This window comes from Streptomyces sp. XY431, assembly GCF_001279805.1.
Lineage (GTDB): Bacteria > Actinomycetota > Actinomycetes > Streptomycetales > Streptomycetaceae > Kitasatospora > Kitasatospora purpeofusca.
Window position 1 is genome coordinate 23,449 of sequence record NZ_LGDO01000402.1, and the last position, 20,218, is coordinate 43,666.

The 20,218-nt window shown below is 72.6% G+C and carries 11 protein-coding genes and 3 pseudogenes; 9 read left to right on the forward strand and 5 right to left on the reverse strand.

The genetic code is table 11. From position 1 onward, the window contains the following. The first annotated feature begins 24 nt into the window (after positions 1-24). From ADK60_RS27355 to ADK60_RS27380, 6 genes are read left to right on the forward strand one after another with little or no spacing between them, the layout of a single operon-like run. A complete protein-coding gene (locus ADK60_RS27355) occupies positions 25-1,749 on the forward strand; it encodes a trypsin-like peptidase domain-containing protein (RefSeq protein ID WP_079008720.1) in 1,725 nt (574 codons plus the stop codon). After that, the gene (locus ADK60_RS27360; protein WP_053649510.1) at positions 1,746-4,043 is read left to right on the forward strand and encodes a serine/threonine-protein kinase; all 2,298 of its coding nucleotides are present in this window, start codon (positions 1,746-1,748) and stop codon (positions 4,041-4,043) included. Before ADK60_RS27355 ends, ADK60_RS27360 begins: the two co-directional genes overlap by 4 nt. Positions 4,044-4,096: 53 nt before the next feature. Continuing rightward, positions 4,097-5,587, forward strand: a complete 1,491-nt coding sequence (locus ADK60_RS27365; RefSeq protein WP_053649512.1) for a vWA domain-containing protein — start codon at positions 4,097-4,099, stop codon at positions 5,585-5,587. After that, entirely contained in the window at positions 5,584-6,783 is a 1,200-nt protein-coding gene (locus ADK60_RS45100) for a GlnX family signal transduction membrane protein (RefSeq protein ID WP_053649514.1), read from the forward strand. Before ADK60_RS27365 ends, ADK60_RS45100 begins: the two co-directional genes overlap by 4 nt. Then, the gene (locus ADK60_RS27375; protein WP_053649517.1) at positions 6,783-8,138 is read left to right on the forward strand and encodes an ABC transporter substrate-binding protein; all 1,356 of its coding nucleotides are present in this window, start codon (positions 6,783-6,785) and stop codon (positions 8,136-8,138) included. The genes ADK60_RS45100 and ADK60_RS27375 overlap by 1 nt, the downstream gene beginning before the upstream one ends. Before the next feature lie 20 nt (positions 8,139-8,158). Next, on the forward strand, positions 8,159-8,503 hold the full coding sequence (locus tag ADK60_RS27380) for a CU044_2847 family protein (protein WP_159400605.1): 345 nt from the start codon (positions 8,159-8,161) through the stop codon (positions 8,501-8,503). A 185-nt stretch (positions 8,504-8,688) separates the two neighbouring features. Here the strand turns inward: ADK60_RS27380 and ADK60_RS43865 are convergent. Further along, a pseudogene (locus ADK60_RS43865) lies at positions 8,689-8,799 on the reverse strand (family 1 glycosylhydrolase); the annotation flags it as partial. Between the two features lie 117 nt (positions 8,800-8,916). Next, positions 8,917-9,096, reverse strand: coding sequence for a hypothetical protein (locus ADK60_RS27385; RefSeq protein WP_053649520.1), 180 nt, complete (start codon positions 9,094-9,096; stop codon positions 8,917-8,919). A gap of 246 nt (positions 9,097-9,342) precedes the next feature. Between ADK60_RS27385 and ADK60_RS27390 the strand changes: the two genes are divergently transcribed. Next, entirely contained in the window at positions 9,343-12,294 is a 2,952-nt protein-coding gene (locus ADK60_RS27390; RefSeq protein ID WP_053649522.1) for an NACHT domain-containing protein, read from the forward strand. A 535-nt stretch (positions 12,295-12,829) separates the two neighbouring features. Here the strand turns inward: ADK60_RS27390 and ADK60_RS27395 are convergent. After that, entirely contained in the window at positions 12,830-16,231 is a 3,402-nt protein-coding gene (locus ADK60_RS27395) for a hypothetical protein (protein WP_053649524.1), read from the reverse strand. A gap of 202 nt (positions 16,232-16,433) precedes the next feature. Between ADK60_RS27395 and ADK60_RS27400 the strand changes: the two genes are divergently transcribed. Continuing rightward, complete coding sequence (locus tag ADK60_RS27400; RefSeq protein WP_053649526.1) at positions 16,434-18,647, forward strand: serine/threonine-protein kinase; 2,214 nt, start codon at positions 16,434-16,436, stop codon at positions 18,645-18,647. A gap of 243 nt (positions 18,648-18,890) precedes the next feature. Here the strand turns inward: ADK60_RS27400 and ADK60_RS48510 are convergent. Continuing rightward, positions 18,891-18,974: pseudogene (locus ADK60_RS48510) on the reverse strand (hypothetical protein); the annotation flags it as partial. A 12-nt stretch (positions 18,975-18,986) separates the two neighbouring features. On the opposite strand from ADK60_RS48510, the gene ADK60_RS45910 reads away from it, so the two are divergent. Next, positions 18,987-19,229 carry a hypothetical protein gene (locus tag ADK60_RS45910; protein ID WP_053649528.1) on the forward strand — a complete coding sequence of 81 codons (243 nt, stop codon included), beginning with the start codon at positions 18,987-18,989 and terminating at the stop codon, positions 19,227-19,229. A gap of 110 nt (positions 19,230-19,339) precedes the next feature. Here ADK60_RS45910 and ADK60_RS46990 read toward each other — a convergent pair. Next, positions 19,340-19,714: pseudogene (locus ADK60_RS46990) on the reverse strand (family 1 glycosylhydrolase); the annotation flags it as partial. Positions 19,715-20,218 lie beyond the last annotated feature (504 nt).

The window sequence follows — 20,218 nt, forward strand, 5'->3', positions numbered from 1 at the left end:
CGCTTCTGGCGTAGCGTTTTAGCCATGGGGCGGGAGGATCCTTGGCTGGCGCGCATCGAGGACATCCAGGGGCGCGTGCACGGCGCCGGGACGATGCTCGACGGCGAGTACGTGCTGACATGTGCGCATGTGGTCGAGGAGGCCATCTGCGCCGGGCGCGGAGCCGATCGCGAGGTCCGGGTCCGCATCGCCGGACGTCCCGACGACGCCTACCCGGCGACCGTGGTCGAGAGCTGCTGGCAGCCGCCGCTACCGGACCAGCGCGGGGATGTGGCGATCCTCGCCCTGCGGTCCGTGGTGCCGGGCGCGCCGCGCGCGAGGATCCGACGGACCTGGCAGCACGACGAGATCGTGCGGATCTTCGGCTTTCCGGCTGGAACCGACAACGGCCAGCTGGTCAGTGCGAGGATCGCCTCGTACGACTTCACCGGGGAGCGGGTACAGCTCGACGCGGTACTGGAGCCGCGCGTGGACCATGGGTTCAGCGGTGCGGCGGCACTCGCCGCGGGCGGTGAGATCCTCGGCGTGATCGCGGTTGTCCGGGCACCACTCGCCGAGAGCAGCTGGATGATCGCGGTCCGGACGCTGTACAAGTACGCGAGCGCGGTGCTCGACGGGCATCTGACGAGCCGGCCCTCGCGGGTACTACCGGGCGACTGGCCGTCGCTGCAGGTCCCGGAGGTCCTGGACGACCCGGTGCAGCTCGCGCTGACCCGGCACCTGGTCGGCTGGCTGGCGTCCGGCGGGCCGGGCGGGGTCTGTGCGATCGGCGGTGGCGGCGCGGTCGCGCTGACGTCCCGCCTGGTGGGCCTGACGGTGCCGGGCTACCGTCGGACGGCGCCCGACGGAACCGTCAGCGGCGCCCCGCCCGGCACCGTCCCGCAGCTGGGCGAGGTGGACGCCGCCGTCGACGCGACCGGGCGGACGACGGAGCAGGTCGCCCAACAGCTCGCGGAGAGTCTGAGCCTGCTGACCGACCGCGTCAGCGATGATCTCTCCCAGCAGCTGGCGGAGTTGGGCTCGCCGATCGTTGTCGTGGTGAACGCAGTCGACCTGGCGGCCGACCCCGCCGAACTGTACTACCGGCTGCTGGAGCCGATCGCCGCACGGGCGTCGAGCATCGGCGTGCGCCTGCTGCTCGCCTACCACGGCGACCCTCCGCGCTATGTCCGCAGTGCGGTCGCGGCGAGCCTCGGGCAGCCCGCCGCGACTGCCTCGCCGAGCGGTCGGCACGGCGGAGAGCGGCAGTTCGACGACCGGCTCGGGCGGCTCGACCGCTCGGTCGAGGAGGTCGAGGCGGCCGAGCGCGACGCCCGGGTGTGCCGCGACTACGTAGCGCCGCGGATCCTCGGCGCGCCGCCGCCGCAGGTCGCCGGCGCGGCCGCGCTCGCGGTCCGCCTGCGGGTGCTGCGGGACACCGGCTCGGCCGCCGCCGGATCCGCTCTCCGGGGATGGCTGCTGGGGGAACTCGACGCCTGCGAGAAGGCAGCCGCCCGGTCGCTGGTGCGGGCCCGGCGGTTGAACGCCGAGTGCGCGGCCCTGCTCGCCCGGCGGAACCGGGCCCGGGGGCGGCTGGACGCCTACCGCTCGGAGGCCGCGGCGCGCGGCCTGATCGAGGAACTGGGCGAGTCGTACGAGGCGGCCCGGCGGCTGCTCTACAGCAGCGGCTGCGACCTGCCGCTCGCCGAGCTCCGGGTCGAGGAGTACCACCGGGCCGTTCGGCACGAGATCGACAGGAGGCAGGCATGAACCGGTGCAATCGTCCTGGCTGCGGTGGCGAACTCGATGCGACCGGCTACTGCAGGCGCTGCCTGGTTCCGCCGCTGGTGACCGCGCCGCAGGGCGGCGACCGGCCGCCGGCCGGGGAGCGGGCCCCGCGGCAGTCGGTGCCGGTGACCACGAACCGCGGCGCGGTGCCGTCCGCGCGCCCCGCCGAGCTCGTGCAGCCGCCGCGCCCGTTCGGCGACGACCCCTGGTGGGGACTGGGCCTCGTCACGCTGCCGACGATCGCCGGACCGGAGCCGGACCGAGCGGTCCGCGCCGCTCCGCGAATCCCGGAGGAGCGCAGGCTCTGCCCCGATCCCGCCTGCCGCCGCCCCGTGGGCACAGGTCTCGACGGCCAGCCGAGCCTGTTGGAGGGGCGCTGCCCGTACGACGGGACGGCCTACTCGTTCGTGCCTCGACTCAGCCGGGGCGACCTGCTGTCGGACCGCTACCGGGTCGAGGGCTGCATCGGGCACGGCGGCTTCGGCTGGGTCTACCTCGCCCACGACGAGCGCCTGAACAACCGTCCGGTGGCGCTCAAGGGCCTGATCGACGCGGAGGACCCCACGCGGGTCGAGGCGGCCGCCGAGGAGAAGCGGTTCCTGATCGATCTCAGACACGACGACATCGTCGACATCTACGACTTCGTGACACACGAGCCGGCGCGCGGGTCCCGGCACGGCTACCACGGCTACCTCGTGATGGAGTACGTACCCGGCTACTCCCTGGAGCGCCCGGAACTGTTCGGCCGGCTGGGGACCGAGCAGGTCATCGGCTACGTCCTGCGCGTGCTCCGGGCGTTCCAGTACCTCCACGACAGCCGGTACCTGTTCTGCGACCTGAAGCCGAGCAACCTGATGGTGTACGGCTCCCGGATCAAGCTGATCGACCTCGGCGCGGTGCGCGAGGCCGGGGCACCGGGCAGCGGGGCGTACTCGGAGGACTACATGGCCCCGGAGCTGATGGTCACCGGACCCACCGTCGCCACCGACCTCCATACGGTGGGCAGGACCCTGGAGTCGCTGTTCCGGTGGTACACCGACGACCCGGACAGTGCCCGCTTCACCTCGCTGCGCCGGCTCATCAGTCGCGCCACCGATGACGATCCGCAGCTGCGGTTCGCCTCGGCAACCGAGATGGCAGGCCAACTGAGCGGCGTGCTGCGCGAGTTGGTCTCCGTCCGGGACGGCATCCAGTACACCGCGCCGTCCCTGCTCTTCGCCCGCTCCACCACGCTGGTCGACCCCGGTCTCGGGGCAGTGCCGCCGCTCGGCCGGTGGACGAGCACTGCGGCGCTGCGGGCGGCGGCCGAGGGCAGCTGCCGTCCGCTCGCCACCGCGCCGCCCGCACCGGTCACGGCAGCGGCCGGGCTGCCCGAGCCGCTGGTCGACGCCCGCGATTCCGCCGCCGGGTTCCTCAGAGCGTCGGTCAGCACCGATCCGGCGGTCGCCCTCTCCCAGCTCACCTCCTACGCCGATCCTGCCCCGGCCTCCGCCCGTGCCTCCTCGCCCGAGGTCGAGCTGCTGCGCTGCCGACTCCATCTGCGGCTCGACGACCTCGCGGCGGCGCGCGCCGCACTGGACCGGGCGAGGGGCCTGTTGCGGCCCGGGTGGCGGCTCAACTGGCACGAAGGGCTGATAGCCCTGGCCGAGCAGCAGTTCGGCGGCGCGGAGAAGATGTTCACCTCCTGCTACCGGATGCTGCCGGGTGAACTCGCGCCGCGGCTCGCGCTGGCACTGTGCGCCGAGTACCGAGCGGCGACCGACAAGGAGCTCGACGCCGCGGCGGCGGCCTACCTGTCGGTGTGGCGGAACGACAGCTGGCACGAGAGCGCCGCCTTCGGCCACGCCCGGACGAGGCTGCGCCGCGGCGACCGGGCCGGTGCGGTCTCGGCGTTGAGGCAGATACCCGACACCTCACCGCACCACCGCGCGGCGCGGATCGCCGCGCTGCGGATCCACACCGGGCGGCTCGGCACGGGCCCCGCGGGCCTGCCCGACCGCGCGGACCTCGCCGAGGCCGAACAGGTCCTGGCCACACTGCCGTTGGACGAACCCGAGCGGCGTCGGCTCGGCGCCCTGATCCTGGAGGCCAGGCTCGACCTCCGGCGCACCCCCCGACCGGGCCCACCCGCGTCCGACGGCGAAGTCACCGAGCACGAGCTCCGGTTGCGACTGGAGAAGGACTACCGGGCGTTCGCCCACGGGGCACCGGACGGGAACCTCCACACCGTGCTCGTCGATCTGGCCAACGCCGTGAGACCGGTCACCAAGCGGTGAACCAGCGCTGTCGACCGAGCGTCAACCTTTCCCTGCAGACGAGGAATCGGCACATGACCGAAGCACCGCGCGTCACCCTGGAGGCCAACTACGACAGGTACCGCTCCCTGGACGAACGCGAGGTGCACGTCTACCTCAGCGTGGCAGCGAGCACCGCAGCCGACCGGCGGGCGGGCCCGCCGAGCGAGGCGCGGTTCGCCGAGGTCGTCCTGCTGGACCAATCGGGGTCGATGAGCGATCCGCGCACCAAGCTCCAACGAGCCAAGGAGGCGAGTTGCGCCGCCATCGACACCCTGCGCGACGGGACCCGCTTCGCGGTGGTCGCCGGTACCCACCAGGCAACCATGATCTACCCCCGGGAGTCCTTCCTCGCCCCGGCGAACGCCACTACCCGTGCCGAGGCGAAGCAGGCCGTCAACCGGATCGCCCCCGGCGCCCAGGGCACGGTCATCGGCGCCTGGCTCGACAAGGCCCGTGAACTGCTCGCACCGCACCGCGATCTGATCTGCCACGCGCTCCTGCTCACCGATGGACGCAACGAGCACCAGGACCGGTCGGCGCGGTCGATGGAGACCGTGCTCGCCGACTGCCGTTCCGTCTTCACCTGCGACGCCCGCGGTATCGGCGCGGACTGGGACCCCGCCGAGCTGAGACGGATCGCCGAGGAACTCCAGGGCACGGCGGACGCGGTGCCCGACCTGGCCGACCTGGCGCCCGACTTCCGCGCGCTGATCCGCGCCGCCATGGGCCGCACGCTGTCCGACCTGGCCGTGCGGGTGCGCTGCGCACCGGGGGTGTCGGTGTCGGTGCTCGAACAGGCCCACCCGGCGCTGGCCGACCTGGTCGGCCACCGCCTGCCGCTCGCCGGAACGGCGGCGGCCGACTACCCGACCGGCCCCTGGAGCAGCGAGGCACGCCGGTATGTCGCGACCTTCGCCGTGACCGGCGACCGGACGGTCGGCGCCGACCCGGAGACCCTGGCTTCCGTCGAGGTGGTCACCGGCGCGATCGGCACCGAACTGGCCACACCCGTCAGCTCGGTGGAGGTGATCAGCGTGCGCTGGCTCGACCAGCCGGCCCCGGAGACCGTCCTCGGGGCCGATCGGCGCCGCCACGAGCGGGAGAAGGAGCTGTACGACCTCAGATGGCGGGGCGGGGCGCTGTTCCGCCAGGGGGACCGCCAAGGGGCGTGCGAGGCGTGGGGCCGGGCCGTGGCGCTGGCGACCGAGCTGCGCAACGAGGACGCGCTCCGGCGGCTGGGCAAGGTCGTCCGGATCGAGGATGCCGTACGCGGCGTGGTCGGCCTGCTGCCGGAGCTCGATCCGGACTATGTCCTGCAGGCCATGATGGGCACGGCCACCAGCACCTCGTACGGCCTCTCGCGCCACCCGACGGCGCGGGCCGGTTCGGCGCCCGGGCACCCGTCGGCGCCGCGGCCCGACTGTCCGCGGTGCGGCCGGGTCGCGGTGGCCGGCGCGCGGTACTGCGAGAACCTCGACTGCGACCACGAGTTCACCGACAGCTCGGCGGTGACGGGCGGATGACGGCCCCCGGCACGGTGGCGCCCGAACCGGGGGCGGACGGAGCGGCGCCGGACGGACCGGGGGCGGACGGACCGCCGGCGGACGGCCCGCTGGCGGACGAACCGGCGACGCCCTCCACGACCGCGCGCACCCTGCGCCGGCTCCGCGGGGCGCTGGTGGCGGGCAGCCTGCTGACCGGGGCGCTGTGCCTGGTGGCGTCCAGCCAGGCACACACCGGAACCGACGCGATCGGCGAGCGGGCCGCCCCTGCGGTACTCCGGGCCGAAGCCGCGTACGGCGCGCTCGCGGACGCCCAACGCGTGGCGGTGCACGGCTTCCAGCAGGGCACCGTGGTCCTCGGCGGACTCGGCGACGACTACCGGAACGACATCGCCGCGATCAACCAGAACCTGGCGGAACTGGCCGGGGACAACGTGGCGGGCCCGGCGAGCGCCAGTGACCTGCAACTCGTCGCTGGGCTCGTCGTCAACTACAACGCCGAGCTCGAACAGGCCGCCGCCGACTACCAGCAGACCGGTGACCTCACCCGCGCCCTGCCGGCCCTGTGGTACGCGACCCTGCAGTACCGGGAGGTCTCGGCCACGCTGGACCGGCTGCGGAAGGAGGAGAACGCGGCGCTGACCGCCCGGCGCGACTCGAGGTGGCTGGCGGGCGCCGCGGACCTGCTGTTCCTGGTGCCGTTCACGCTGGTGCTGGTGCTGTTCGCGCGGACACAGGTGGTGCTGCGCCGCCGGTTCCGGCGTCGGTCGAACATCCTGTTGACGGCTGCCCTGCTCGCCCTCGCCGCGACGGCCCTGTTGTGCGGTCTGTCGCTCCGCGTCTCGGACGGACGCCTGGGCTCGGCCCTGGACGGTCCGTTCGCCGAAGCCGTCACCCTGGCACAGCAGCAGGCGAGCCGGTCCGCCGCCCGGGCCGACGCGGACCTGTACGCCGTCCTCGCGCAGGAATGCCCGGCCGCCGGCTCCTGCGGAACCCACCTGGCACCGCCGACGTCCGGACCCGCGACCGTCGGGACGGGGCAGACAGGTCACCAACAGGCCGAGGCGGAGAACGCGTTCACGAGCGGTGCCTCCGAGGCGGACGCCTACTCCGCCGTCCTCCCGGCCCTTCTCGTGCTGCTGACCTCGGCCGCAGCCACGGCGGCCGCTCTCGCGCTGAACCCGCGCATCGACGAGTACCGGTTCGGAGGCCAGTGATGCGGCAGAAGCGCCAGGCGGCTCTCCGGCTCCTTCTGGTCCTCGCCCTGCTGGCGGCGTCCGCCTCCTGCCTCGGCGGCTCGTCCGGCCGGCGCGTCCTGGTCGTCATGACGCCCTGGACCGCCGAGGCCGAGAAGAACGCCTTCCAGGCAGTGCTCACGGCTTTCGAGGCCAGGACCGGCATCACCGTCCGCGCCGCCCCCACCCGGGCGCTCGACCAGGTGCTGCGGACCGCCGTACAGAAGCGCGAGGAACCGGACCTGGCCGTCATGGCCAACCCCGGGGCGCTGCGCTCCTACGCGCAGCAGGGCTACCTGGTCCGGCTGGACCGCTTCCAGGACAAGGAGCTCGGCAGCGGACTCGTCGATCTGCTCAAGTCCGACTACGGCCCCCCGTGGTCCCGCGCCGGGGAGGCCGTGAACGGCGCTCCGTACGCCGTCATGGTCAAAGCCTCCGTCAAGAGCCTCATCTGGTACGCCCCCCAGCAGCTCGCCGCCCGGCCGCCCGACAGCTGGGCCGGCCTGGTGGGCGTCGGCGAGTCGATGGTCCAACGGGGCGGGACGCCCTGGTGCCTGGCCCTGGCCGACCCGCCCAACTCGGGATGGCCGGGCACCGACTGGATCGAGGACATCCTGCTGCACCGGTCGGGTGCCGACACCTACACGGACTGGGTCGACGGCAAGCTCGGGTGGAGCTCGTCGGAGGTCGCAGAGGCCTGGCAGGCATGGGGCCGGATCGTCGCCGCACCGGGCGCGATCCACGGCGGCCCGCTGACCGCGCTCCTGACCGGCTACGGCGAGGGGGCCCGTCCGCTCTTCACCGCACCGCCCGGCTGCTCCCTCACCCACGGCGCCCCGGTCGCCCCGGACCCCGCGGCACCGACCGAACCCGTCCTGGGAAGGGACTACGACTTCGTCCCGTTCCCCGAGTTCCAGCCGACGCCGACGCCGGCACCGGCGTACGAGGTGTCGGGAGATCTCGTCGCGATGTTCCGCGACTCGCCCGAGGCGGAGAAGTTCATGGCCTTCCTCGCGAGCCCGGAGGCCCAGGAGATCTGGCCGAGCCGGCAGCCGGCCTCGGCCTTCTCCGCCAACCGCGCCGTCACCACGCGGTTGGCGTCCGGCTACGCGACCGGCAGCGTCGCCCGTCGGATCGGCGAGTTGCTGACCTCGTCCGCCACCCTCTGCTTCGACGCCTCGGACAGCATGCCCAGCACCATGGCGGCCGCCTTCAACCACGCGGTGGTCGACTACCTGAACGACCCGACCCGATTGCCGACGATCCTCGCCGAGCTGGACAAGGTCCGGGCCGACGCCTATCCGCAGCCGACGCAGAGCTCCGTCTGCGGATTCTGATCCCCAGGCCAGGAGGCCAAGTGACAACACGTACCGAATACACCCTCGCGTCCGGCGGGACGCTGGTGGTCGAGAGCGAGAGCGCCGGCACAGGCGTCGCGCCTGCCGGCCGGGGAAGTCTGGAGCGAGCGGGCGCCACGGTGCGGGACTCCCTGCACACCGCGGTCAACACGGCGTCCGACGTGATCGAGGCGTTCCGTGCCCTGCCACGCCGACCTGACGAGATCGAGGTCAAGTTCGGCGTCAAACTGGACGGCAGCGTCGGTGTGATCCTGGCGGGCGGCTCCGCCGGCGTCCACTTCGAGGTGACGCTCCGCTGGTCTCCCGAAGAATCCGCCCGCGGAGCCGAGGCCGACGGGGAGTGACCGCAGCCGCCCGGTGCGAGCGGCAGGCCTCGGGCTCGCGACTCGCACCGGGCAGGGCGCGGGTACGGCGGGTGCGGCTGCGATGCGCGGCCGCGAGCGGCTCCGTTCCACAAGGCCCACCGCCCGGCATCGGGTCCGAGCTGTTCCGCCCCCACCGCGAGGGCCAACTGTCCGGTGTGCCGGGCCCGGTGGGCCGCGATCAGGTCGCGGTACCAGGCGTACGAGGCCCTCGGGGTGCGCCGCTGCGTCGCGAAGCCGACGTGGACGAGGCCGAAGCGCTGGTGGTAGCCCTCGGCTCGTCGAACAGCCTGTCTCTGTATTCGCCCGACGAGGTTCGGCCCTGCACAACGGGCCTCAGCGTCCTGACCGATTACACATTGGTAAGCGCCCGCATCGGGCGGTCATGCGCCGCGTCACCTCGGGCGGCGGCCGCCTCGGAGTGCGCGAACCAGGTCGGCCAGCGCCTTGATGATCAGGGCGCGCTCACGGGCGGGGGTGCCGCGCAGGGCAACGACCGTGAGCACGACAGTAGCCACAGCGGCAATCAGCAGGCAGGCGACGGGCGTCGCAGCCGCCAGGGTGAGCGGGTTCATTCTGGATGACTCCCTTCCTCGGACGAACTTGCGGACTCCATGTCAGCCGGGTAGCCAGGATCGGCGGTACGGATATCGGACTGGTCGGAGCCGGTGGGTGCCTGTCAGCCGCTTCGGCAGCGTTCCGCGAGGTCAGCAAACCGGGCAACCGGGATTCGGGTGTGCGTCCGATCGGATCCGTCGGATGCGATCGGATAGGTTCGGCCCGTGGAGAGAGGTCGAGCGGAACGGACAACAGCTGAACGTGTGGCACTGCAGAACCGGTTGCGCACGCTGGAGGAAGCGGTGCGAGCCCCGGGCAGGTCACGCAAGACGGCCATCGAGGAGGCAAACCGCCGAAGGTCGGGCAGAGCCCCGCTGTCCACCTCGACCGTCTCGGAGTGGTTCACCAAGGGGCGCCCGGCAAACGAGTTCGTCGATCTGTGGGACGTGGTCTCAGTCCTGCTCGCGTGGAATGCCAAGGCGCCGGACGGCCGGCTGAAGGAACATCTCCTCGCGGAGCGGGCGGTCTGGGCTCAGGTGTGGCGCGCCGCCAGGGCAGCGGCCCTTCCGGCCGCCGCCAAGTCCGAATTCCCTGCGCAAATACGGGACTACCTGACCGCCGTGTGCGATGCGGCTGCCAGGGTGCCCTATCACGATGAGTTGCTCGATGTGCCGCCCGTCAGCGAGCTGTATGTCCGTCAGCAGGTGCGTGGCGCGAGCGGTGATACTGAGGCTGCTCAGGCCGCGCCCGCCGAGGTGGTCTTCGACGCAGACAGCAGCATCTGCGTCCTTCTGGGCGGACCGGGCGGCGGAAAGTCGACTCTGCTGCGCCACCACCTCATCGAAGCCGCAGCCCACCTCCTGAGGGGGGAGGCCGGAGCGGAAACCGTCCCGGTTCTGGTCAACGCCGCCGCGCTCACCGGCACGGCGGTGCTTCCTCAGGCCATCGCCGACGCCGTCGCTGACGATCTCGCACCTTACGCCCTACTCGACCGGCCCGCTGCGGAACTGTTCCGTCTGCCTCCGCTGCCCGGCGGCCGGTGGCTCGTCCTCGTCGACGGGCTGGACGAGGTCGCCAACAGCTGGGCGCGGGGCCGGGTGCTCAATCTGATCGCCACAGCGACCCGTTCGGCAACCGCACCATGGAGATTCGTCGTGGCGACGAGGCCACTGCCCAACTCCGACCTGGACATGCTGGGGAGCGGGGTCCCGTGCCTCGAACTCCAGCAGTTCGAGGCAGCCGACGTCGCGCTGTACGCGAGACGCTGGTTCCGCGGAACGGACAATTCTGAGCGCAACATCGAAGCATTCATCTCCGCCTTGTGGGAGTCCGGACTCGGCACCCTCGCTCGGACACCGCTGATGGCCGCAATGCTCTGCCGTCTCCATCAAGCCGCGCCGGACCGCCAACTGCCCACCGGGCGGTCCGAGGTATACCGCTCCTTCGTCGAAATGCTCTACTACCAGAACACCCACAAGCGGATCGCCCGCACCCACGCGGAGGCAGTTCGAAACCTCGCCGCCCGCTACCAGAACCCGCCCGACATCCGGGCCGCCGAGGCACTCGCCGAGCACGTCCGCGACACCCTGCCCGCCCTTGTCAACGCGCTCGCGTACGAGCGCATCACCGGCAACCCCACACCTGCCATCGAGCTTCTCACCAACCGTTCCGACCTTGCCCGCCCGCGCGGCATCGCCCGGGAACACTGGCACGCATTCCTCGGCGATCTACTGCGGCCGACGGGCATGCTGGTGCAGCGGGGCGGGGACTTCCACTTCCTGCACCAGACCGTGTTGGAGCACTGTGCCGCGCGACACGCCGCACGCGACGACGCGGCACGCGCTGCTCTGCTCGTGGAGCTGTTCGGGAACGACATACTGCCGGACGCGCGGGTCGCCGAGCCGTCGTACCTGGGCTTCCTCGTCGACGAACTACTGACCGGGCAGGATGTGTACGCCGAGGCGGCGGTCCAGGGGATCAAGGCCGCCGTCGAGCGGGCCATCGAGTGGGGGAACGTGGGGGAGCTCGCTCACTTCCTGATCGAACAGGCGCTGCTACGTACGGTGCTGCCGCATGCGAGCACCGCACGTGGGCTGGCGCACCTGGCTCGGAGCGGTACGGTGGACGGACCCGAAAGGATACGGGCCGCCAGGGCGCTGGCCACCCTTCCCGGGCAGTTCACCGAGGCCTGTCATCTCCTCCTACGCCTTGCCCAGGACGAGAGCCTCGATGGCATCGACCGGGCCTGGGCGGCTTTCCTCCTCACCGAAGCGGACGGATACCACAAGCATGGCGTTGCCCTTCTCGGGCAGCTGGCGACAGAGAGGGGCCCGAACGATCTTCCCCGGATCGCCGCGTTCCGCTATCTCCGGTCCGTACGCTGCCACAGCGATACCGCTGCCCGGGAACTTCACCGCATCGCCCTCGACACGGAACTCGTTGCCGGGAGTCGCACGCGGGCTGCTGAGTCGCTCACGGCGATGGACGACTACCAGGACGAGGGAGCCGCGCTCCTCCTCCGGCTTGCGAAGGACAGCACGATCGGAGCTCCGCGTCAGGTCCGCGCGGCCGGATCGCTTTCCGTGCTGGACGGACACCAGGAGGAGGCTGCGGTCTTGCTCCGAATGTTCGCGGAACACCCTGCGGCCCATGGGCAGCCTGCTGTTGAAGCGGCGACCTTCCTCAGCCGCCTTGGACGGCATCGGGACCACGGCGCCCGGCTGTTGGGCAAGTTCGCTCGTGACACGTCCATCAACGGATTCACTCGTGTCCAGGCTGCCGAGGCACTGGCCGGGCTGGACGCCTACCGGACAACCGGAGCGGAGCTGCTGCTGCACTTCGCCAGGAAAGGCTTCGGCAGCGACACGAACGAGGCCCTCAACGACACCGATGACCGAACACGTTCAGCCTCCCCAAACACCCGCGAAGCGGACATGCAGCTGATGGCTGTCAGTGTGCTGGCAGACATCGCGGAATACCGGAGCAAGGCCGTTGCTGCACTCACCGACTTCGCCCGCTGCGCCACCCTGACCGGAACGAGCGCAGGTATTCGGATCGAGGCGGCCGAGATCCTCTCGGCGGTCGAGGGCCACCGCGAGAGCGGTCTTGCCCTCCTCACCGAACTGGCCCGGGACAGAGCATTGAGGAACGACCTTCGCGCGAAGGCCTCCGAGATCGTCGCCCGCCGCATGCCGGAGCCAGACGACGATCGGTAAGGCACCGCGTGGTCCACGTACGATCACCTCCCACGGGATCACCTGCGCTATGGAAAGCTCGCTCCATCAATGACCCGGCCGAAGCCGACGGCCGTCGCCGCGACGCTCACACCTCGGCCCGCCGGACAGGCTGTCATTGCAGTCGCGACCCTCTGCCCTCCCACTGCAGCCGCGCAACCCGCGCCCTGCAGTGTCCCCGGCATGAATGTGAAGCAGAGGCTCCGCCGCCCGCCTGCGCGATGGAACTGACCCCTTGCCCCAATTGTCAGGCTCTGGCTATGACTGCACGCCAGACAGTAGACAACCCGCATTGTTCGTTCTCCGATGGCCTGTCCGACGACGGGAACGAGCAACAGGTGGTCCCTGGCTGGTCCCGAATGACTGCTGCTACGAATCACGATTGCCCGCCACCGGCGACGCCGACCGGCACCAACACCGCTGCCGGGCTCTGGCGGACGCGGGCCGCCCGAGCGGAAACCCGGGCGGCGAAGCGGCGGGACGGCCCGGCCTCGTGTGCCACCGGAGCCGGCCGTCGTCACTCCGGGTGCGTGACGACCGCGTGGGCGCGCTCGCGGACGTCCGCCGACGGGTGGCGGCGCAGCTCGTGCAGAAGGACCTGCCATTCCCCGGGCCAGCCGAGGCGGCCCCCGAACACCTCCGTCAGCGCTGTGGCGAACAGTCCCGCGGCCGCGCCCGTGTCACCGTCCCGGCGGGCGGTCCGCGCCAGCGCATCAAGTGTCCCGGGCGGCGGAAGCGGTCCCGAGGCGTGCTCGCGCGACAGTGCCAGCACGGTGAGCGCGGCCGCTGCCGGGCGGCCCTGATGCCCGTCGGCGAGCGCGCCCAGCGCGGTCGCCAGCGCCTGCGGACCGGCTGCGGGATCGACCAGCCCGCGCAGCGCGGCCGCCCTGATGCCCGCCAGGTCGGGTTCGGCGGCGAGCAGGTCGGCGATGCCGGCGAGCAGCGGCCGGTGGTCGTCGTCCGCGGGCAGGTCGGCGAGGTGGGCCAACCTCCGGCGGGCGGGCAGGTCCCGGTCCTCCCCGACCTCGGCGGCTTCCGTCCGCGCGGCGGCAGCGAGTTCGGTGACAGTGGCGTGCAGCAGGCTTCCGGGGGCCGCGCCGCCGAGGGGGTGCGGCAGTCCGGAGGCGGCGAGCGCGCGGACGGTCCCCGCCGCCTCCCGCCAGGCGCCGCGGTTCGCCGGATCGGTGGCGGCTCGTCGGGCCACGTCCGCGGTTTCCGGGGCCCACACGGCCCACCACGACAGTGCGGCGATGGCGGGCGAGGCGACTTCCGGATCCGGCGCGGCGGCGACGGAGGCCACCAGGCGGGCGTAGCGGGCCCGGTGGGTCTCGGGGAGGCGGCCCGGGACGCCCCGGAGTACGGCGCGGCGCACCGATGCCTCGGCCGGCCCGGCGGCCTCGGTGAGCAGTTCCCAGACGGGTTCGGCGTCCAGCAGACCGGTCGCGAAGGCGACCGCGGCCGACCGCACATCGCGGTGCTGGCCCTCGACGCGGTACACGGCGACCAGCACGTCGGCGGCGGCCCGGGTCGGCAGGTGCTCCGCGGCGAGCCGCACGGCTTCCTTGCGGCTGGTGACCTTGCTGTCCCTGGTCCCGGAGAACAGGTCGCCGAGCCGCTCGGCGAGCTCGCCCGGCGCGGCGAAGCGGGCGGCCCGGGTGGCCGCGTAGACGGCGACCCGGGCACGGTCCCCGCCCGCATGGGCCAGCAGGTCACCCAGCGCGTCGGCCGGACGGTCCGTCCAGGCCAGGGCTGCGAGCGCCGCCTCGACGAGCACCACCTCGGAGGAGTCCAGTTGGGCGCGGAGAACCACCTCACCGTACTCCGGGATACCGGCGGCGACATGGACGGCCTCGGCGCGCCTGTACAGCGGCAGGGTGGCGTCGTTCGCCGCCGCGGCGGCGAGGGGGGCGGCCGCCTGCCACTGGCGCGGCGTCCAGCGGCTCGCCGACCGGGTCTCCAGCAGGGTCGCACGGTGCGGCCGCTTGAGGAACCGCCCGTACGGCGGGGTGGGGGCAAGCAGCGGGTCGAGCAGGTCGGTGCGCTGTTCGGCCAGGACGGCGCGCACCGGAGCCAGGACGGCGGCGGAGGGCTCGAGTTCCAGGATCTCGGCGACCCGGGCTCCCCTGGTGCGCGGATCGTCCAACCACAGGGCGGCGGCGGTCCCGAATGCGCTGTCCGACCCGAACTGGAGGGCGTGCAGGAGGAGTTCCTGCAGCTCCGGGACGCCGCGGGCGCGTCGGCCGAGGGAGCGGGCCAGGGAGAACAGCAGCCAGTAGTCCGCGGTGTCGGCCATCGCGTCCAGCCACGGCCGCAGGGTCGCGAACACGTCGTGCTCCTGGCCCCGCCGCAGCCGGTGCTCCAGCCGGCCGAGCTCCACCGTGCCGGTCTGCCCGGCGATCCGCCGCAGGCTCCGCAGTGCCCAGGCGACCAGCTCCGTTCCGTCGGCTACGGCGTGCTCGCGCAGGACCTCGGTGACCAGCAGTTGCAGGGCGGCGCGGGTGCCGTACGAGCAGTCACGGGCGTCGACCACGTCGTCCACGACGGCGTCGAGAACGGCTACCGCCTCGCGGGTCACCAGCCGGGCGGGCACCTGGGCGAGCGCGGTCAGCGCCGCGCGGCGCACCGGGTCCTGCTCGTTGCGCAGCCGCGGCAACAGGCCGTGCGCGTCCAGGACGGCGGCGCGGTCGGCGGAGGCAGCCGCGTTGGCGAACAGGGCTGTCCAGGCGGCGGCCCGATCGTCGGCGTCGGGGCGTCTGAGCGCGGCCCGCAGCTGTGGTTGGGCTTCCTCCGTCGGCAGGAACGCCAGGGCGGGGGCGATCCTCGCCCAGGGGTGGCCCTGCGCGCGGTGCGCGGCGACCAGCCGCCGCGCCTCGGCATGGCGCCGGGCGTGCGGGAACAGCGGGAACAGGAGGGAGAGTTCACCCTCCTTCGGGAGGGCTCCGACGTGGACGAGGTCGAGGAACGCGTCACGCCGGCCCGGCGGGAGGGCTCGCAGCAGGGCGGCGAAGCAGCGGGGCGCGGCGAGCCAGCGGCGGCCCAGCGCGGGGAGCGAGGGCGGGTCGGCGTGCACCAGCCGGCGGAGCGTGCCGGTCGAGGGCGGCGTGGTGTACGGGCCGACCGTGCCGCGTCGCGGGTCGGCGAGGAGCCGGACGGTGCGCTCGGCGTCCGTGGCGGCCAGCGGCGGCAGGTGATCGTGCCGCAGCGGGAGGTGGGGGCCAAGCCGTTCCAGCAGGTCGAGGACCCGCCCGGGGCGGGCCGGCGCAGCGGCGCCGAGGGCGTCGGCGAAGGCGTGCCGCTGCCCGAGCCGCAGCGCCTCGGGGTGCTCGGTGAGGACCCGCTCCAGATGGTCCAACACCTGGTCCGGGAAGCGGGCGGCGAGGGGAGCGAGCGGCACGGCGTGCGCGAGCTCGGGCAGGATCCGGGCGACGAACCCGGGGCTGCCGGCGGAGAGCAGCCGGGCGGCCTCGGTGTCGCCCCACTCGGCACGCAGGCGAACCACCAGCCGCTCCGCCAGCCCGTACCGACGGCCGCGCCGGACGGCCCTGGCGAGCTCCCGGCGAAGCACGCAGGAGGCGCCGGTGAAGGCCGCCTCGATCGCCTCGTCCGGAATGCCCTGGGAATGAGCGGCGCGCAGCGCGTGGCCGCGGACCACCGGATCGGGGTCGGTCAGCCGCTCGGCGAGGTAGCCGGTGGCGCGGCCGGCCGACGCGGCGAGCGCGGCCAGCCGACGACCGTACACACCGGATCGCTCCAGGCCGGCCAGCAACGCCGCCAGTTCGCCGTCGACGGCGACTTCCCGGGCCCTGCGGGCGACATGGCGCTGGCGCTGCGGGTGGGAAAGCGGGTCGAGGTCGGTGAGCAACTGATCGGCTTCGTAGGACGTGCGGCCATTCTGGACGGTGCGGCCGGTTCCTCCCACGGAATTTCCGCCGTCCGGCCGTGGTGGACCGCCGAGGCGTCGGACGGGCGAAGGCAGCAACCAGGGTCCGGCGGCCGAGGCCGTGCCGCCTTCCGCTTCCGCTTCCGCTTCCGGAGAAGCCGCCCACCCGGGCCGGGCTTCGGGAAGGATGTGCTGAGTATGGTGCGCAACCGTGGGCGGGGATGCCGAAGAGGTGACGGGGATGAGCACGTTCGAGGCGTTGGAGACCGGGGACCCCGAGTGGGTGGGTCGGTACCGGATCGTAGCGCGGCTGGGTGCCGGCGGGATGGGTCAGGTCTACCTGGGACGAACGCCCGGGGGACGACTGGTGGCGTTGAAGGTGGTGCGCCCGGAACTGGCGGAGGACCGCGAGTTCCGGCGCCGCTTCGCCCGCGAGGTGGCTGCCGCCCGTCGCGTGAACGGTGTCTTCACCGCCGGGGTCGTCGATGCCGATCCGGAGGGACGGCCCGCCTGGTTGGCCACGGCGTACGTGCCCGGAGTGGACCTCGGTGCCGCGGTGGCGCGGCTCGGTCCGTGGCCCGAGGGTCCGGTGCTGGCCCTGGGCGCCGCCCTGGCCGAAGCGCTGGAAGCGATCCACGGCGCCAGCGTGGTCCACCGGGACCTGAAGCCGTCGAACGTGCTGCTCGCCCCGGACGGCCCCCGGGTGATCGATTTCGGGATTTCGGCAGCGAGCGGGGCCAGCGCGCTGACCCGGACCGGCACGGTGGTCGGGACGCCCGGGTTCATGTCCCCGGAGCAGTTGACCGGCGGGCAGCTCACCCCGGCCTGCGACGTGTTCTCGCTGGGAGCGGTGCTGGCCTTCGCAGCCACCGGGACAGGTCCTTTCGGAACCGGATCGGCCCACGCCCTGAGCTTCCGCGTCGTGTACGAGGAACCCGATCTCCGAGGACTCCCCCCGCGGCTGCGGGCCGTGGTCGTGCGGTGCCTGGCCAAGGAGCCCGGTCGGCGGCCGACGGTGGCCGCGCTGTTGGCGGAGTTCTCCGGGGCCGGCGCGCCCGCCGCGACCGTGGTGGCGACCGGGTCCGGGTGGATTCCCGGTCCGGTCGCCGACCTCGTGCGGGAGCACACGGTCGTGCAGCCGCCGTCGGCCCCGCCACCGGTCCCGCACCTCCCGATCGGCGGCGGACACCCCCCGGCCAGGACATTCGGGCCGCCGGTCGGTCCGCTGCTCCCTGGAGCCCCGGCCGGCCCCGGCTACCGGAACGAGCCCGTGTCGGGGGCGGCCGGGGTGCCCCGCCGCCGGCTGCTGCTGGGACTCGGAGGCGCCGGGATCGCGGCAGGAGGCAGCTACGTCGGCTGGCGGCTCACGCATCCGGCGGCCGCTCCGGGGTCCTCCGGGCATTCCGGCCGGCCACTGTGGAGTGTTGCCCTCTCCCTCTCGGGATCGTCGACGCCGACCGTTGATGCCGGCACCGTGTACGGGACCGGCACTGAGGTCAGCCAGGGCGAGGGTGGAATAGTGTACGCCGTGGACGCCGTCACCGGCCGTCGACTGTGGACAGCACCTTCCGTCGGAAGGTACCTCTCGCCGCCGACCGTGGCTGACACGACGGTGTTCGTCAGCACTGACGAGGGTGCCCCGGGCGGGGCTGTCCACGCGGTGGACGCCGCCACCGGCGAGCGGCGGTGGCGGCACGCCCTGGACCGGGCGTCGATGGCCCGACCCGCCGTCGCCGACGGACAGGTCTTCGCGGCCAGCGCCAGCAGCACGAGCACCGACCCGAACCCGCCACTGCTGTTTGCACTTGACGCACAGTCGGGCGATAAGGTCTGGCAGTTCCCACTCGACGGTTCCGTGGGCGCCGCTCCGTTGGTCCACGACGGCACGGTGATCGTTCGCAGTGAACTCGGCACCCTCTACGCGGTCGACGCGAAGTCGGGCAAGCAGCGCTGGAAGTTCGCAACCGGCAATGCGCGCACACCGTTGGTGGCTTCCCCCGGCGGCATCCACACCTTCTGCTCGGACGGCCTCTACTTCGTGGATTCTTCGACCGGCCGGCCCCAGCGGAAGGTGGGTCTCGACAACGACTCCAACCAGAGCCGGTCGATAGCCGTCGCCGACGGGGTCCTGTATCTCTCCACTTACAACCCCAGCGGCTTCGGCAGCGTCGTGGTCGCCCTGGACGTCGAGTCCCGCGAACGGCTGTGGCGAGTCCAGACACCCCACGACATCCAGCCGTCCTTGACCAAGGTCGGCACGACCGTGTACTTCTCCAGCGGAACGGACAACACCGACACCACCCTGCACGCGGTGGACGCCGCCCATGGCGGACAGCAGTGGACGACCGGGCTCACCGGCACGTCACGCTCTGCGCCGACGGTGGCCGACGGACGGGTGCACCTCCTCAGCGGCAACAACTCAGCCGGATCGACCCTCTACGCGGTGTCGACGTGACGGCACGGCCTGGTGAGACGCCCGCCGCTGACCCGCCGAGGCCCGACACGAGGGAACTGGAGGGTCGGCGGGCGGAGCGCTCGATCGGCCCACACCTTCCGCCGCCCCCTCAAGGACGGCATTCGGTCGAATTGCGGGAAGGCGGGGAGCGGATGGCGCGTCGACCGTGACGTGGGCCGCCGGCGGCAGCGCAGCCACCGCAGCACGAACGCCCCGGAACGCAGCCCATCGGACCCGGCCCCGCTACCGCGCAGCGGACTTCGCCCGGTGGACGGCGATCAGGGCGTGGTACCAGGCGTAGGAGGCGCGAGGGGTGCGCGCCTGCGTCGCGAAGTCGACATGGACGAGGCCGAAGCGTTGGTGGTAGCCCTCGGCCCGTCGGACACCCTGTCATTCTGTCCGTGGCGGTGGTCTGCCAGGTCAGCGGCCCGCAACAAGCTGGTACGGCCCGACCTCGTGCCGGGGCAGCCATTGGTCGAAGACTCGGCGAAGATCGTGGTCGCCGTGCCTGCCGGCCTGCGCTTCAGCAGTGGCCTGACCATCGGTGGCTCCTCGCGGCTCGCCGTCAGGGACGTCCTCTGATGGTGGCAGCCCAGGCGTACAGGATCACCGCCGCCAAAGTTGAACGGCTGGCTGCAGGGCGGCGGGAAACGCGTGAACCAGTGCACGACCAGGGCGAAGACAGGCGGTCGCGCCTGCGGCAGGTCCCAGTGGTAGAGCGCGGGCAGCGGAGCGATGCCGGCCTCCAACAGCCCGTCCATCAGCCGCTCGTAGAAGTCGAGCCCGGCACCGCTGACCTCGCCCCGGCCGGCCGGCTGCACGCGCGACCAGGCGATCGAGAACCGTTACCCGTCGAGCCCCAGGCCGCGCATCAACCTCACGTCCTCGGGCCACCGGCGATAGGGGTCGCACGCCACCCGGCCGGTGTCGACTGCGCCGGCCCGGTCGCAGAAGGTGTCCCACACCAACCGGCCGCGGCTATCCTCGTCCATCCCGCCCTCGATCTGGTAGGCGGCGGTGGACACGCCCCAGCGGAATCCGGGCGGCGGGTCGCGACGGCCCGTCATGGATGAATCCCTTTAAACAACACGAGCCACAAATGCGAGCAGGGCTCACTTCAAGGCGAGCCGGCGGCCCAAATCCAAAGCCGAGTGCCATATAGCCCGCAAGGGCCTGGCCCTCAGGGGCCGCCGGACCGATCACCCCACCCGGCCACACCGACCACACCGGCCACAGGTGCGCCATCGCAACCCCAGAACCAGAGCCACGATCATCAGATCGCCGCGTGGTGGAACTTCATCGGCCGCACCAACGAGCGAATCGCCCAGATCCGCGCCGACTGGCAGTCAGGCACCCGCTTCGGCGCGGTCCATGGCTACGCCCGCGCCCGCCTGCCCGCCCCGGAGGGGCCGCTGACGCCACTGAAGCCGCAGGGCCACGAGCGCTGAGCTGGCGCCGGTAGCTGTGCGGTGGGCCGGGTCATGGGCGCGTCGGTGATGCTCGACGCGCCCCCACCGGGCTCCGGTGCGTTCGGCGGCGTTGTCCGGATCGCCCGTCCGTGCCAGAAGCGA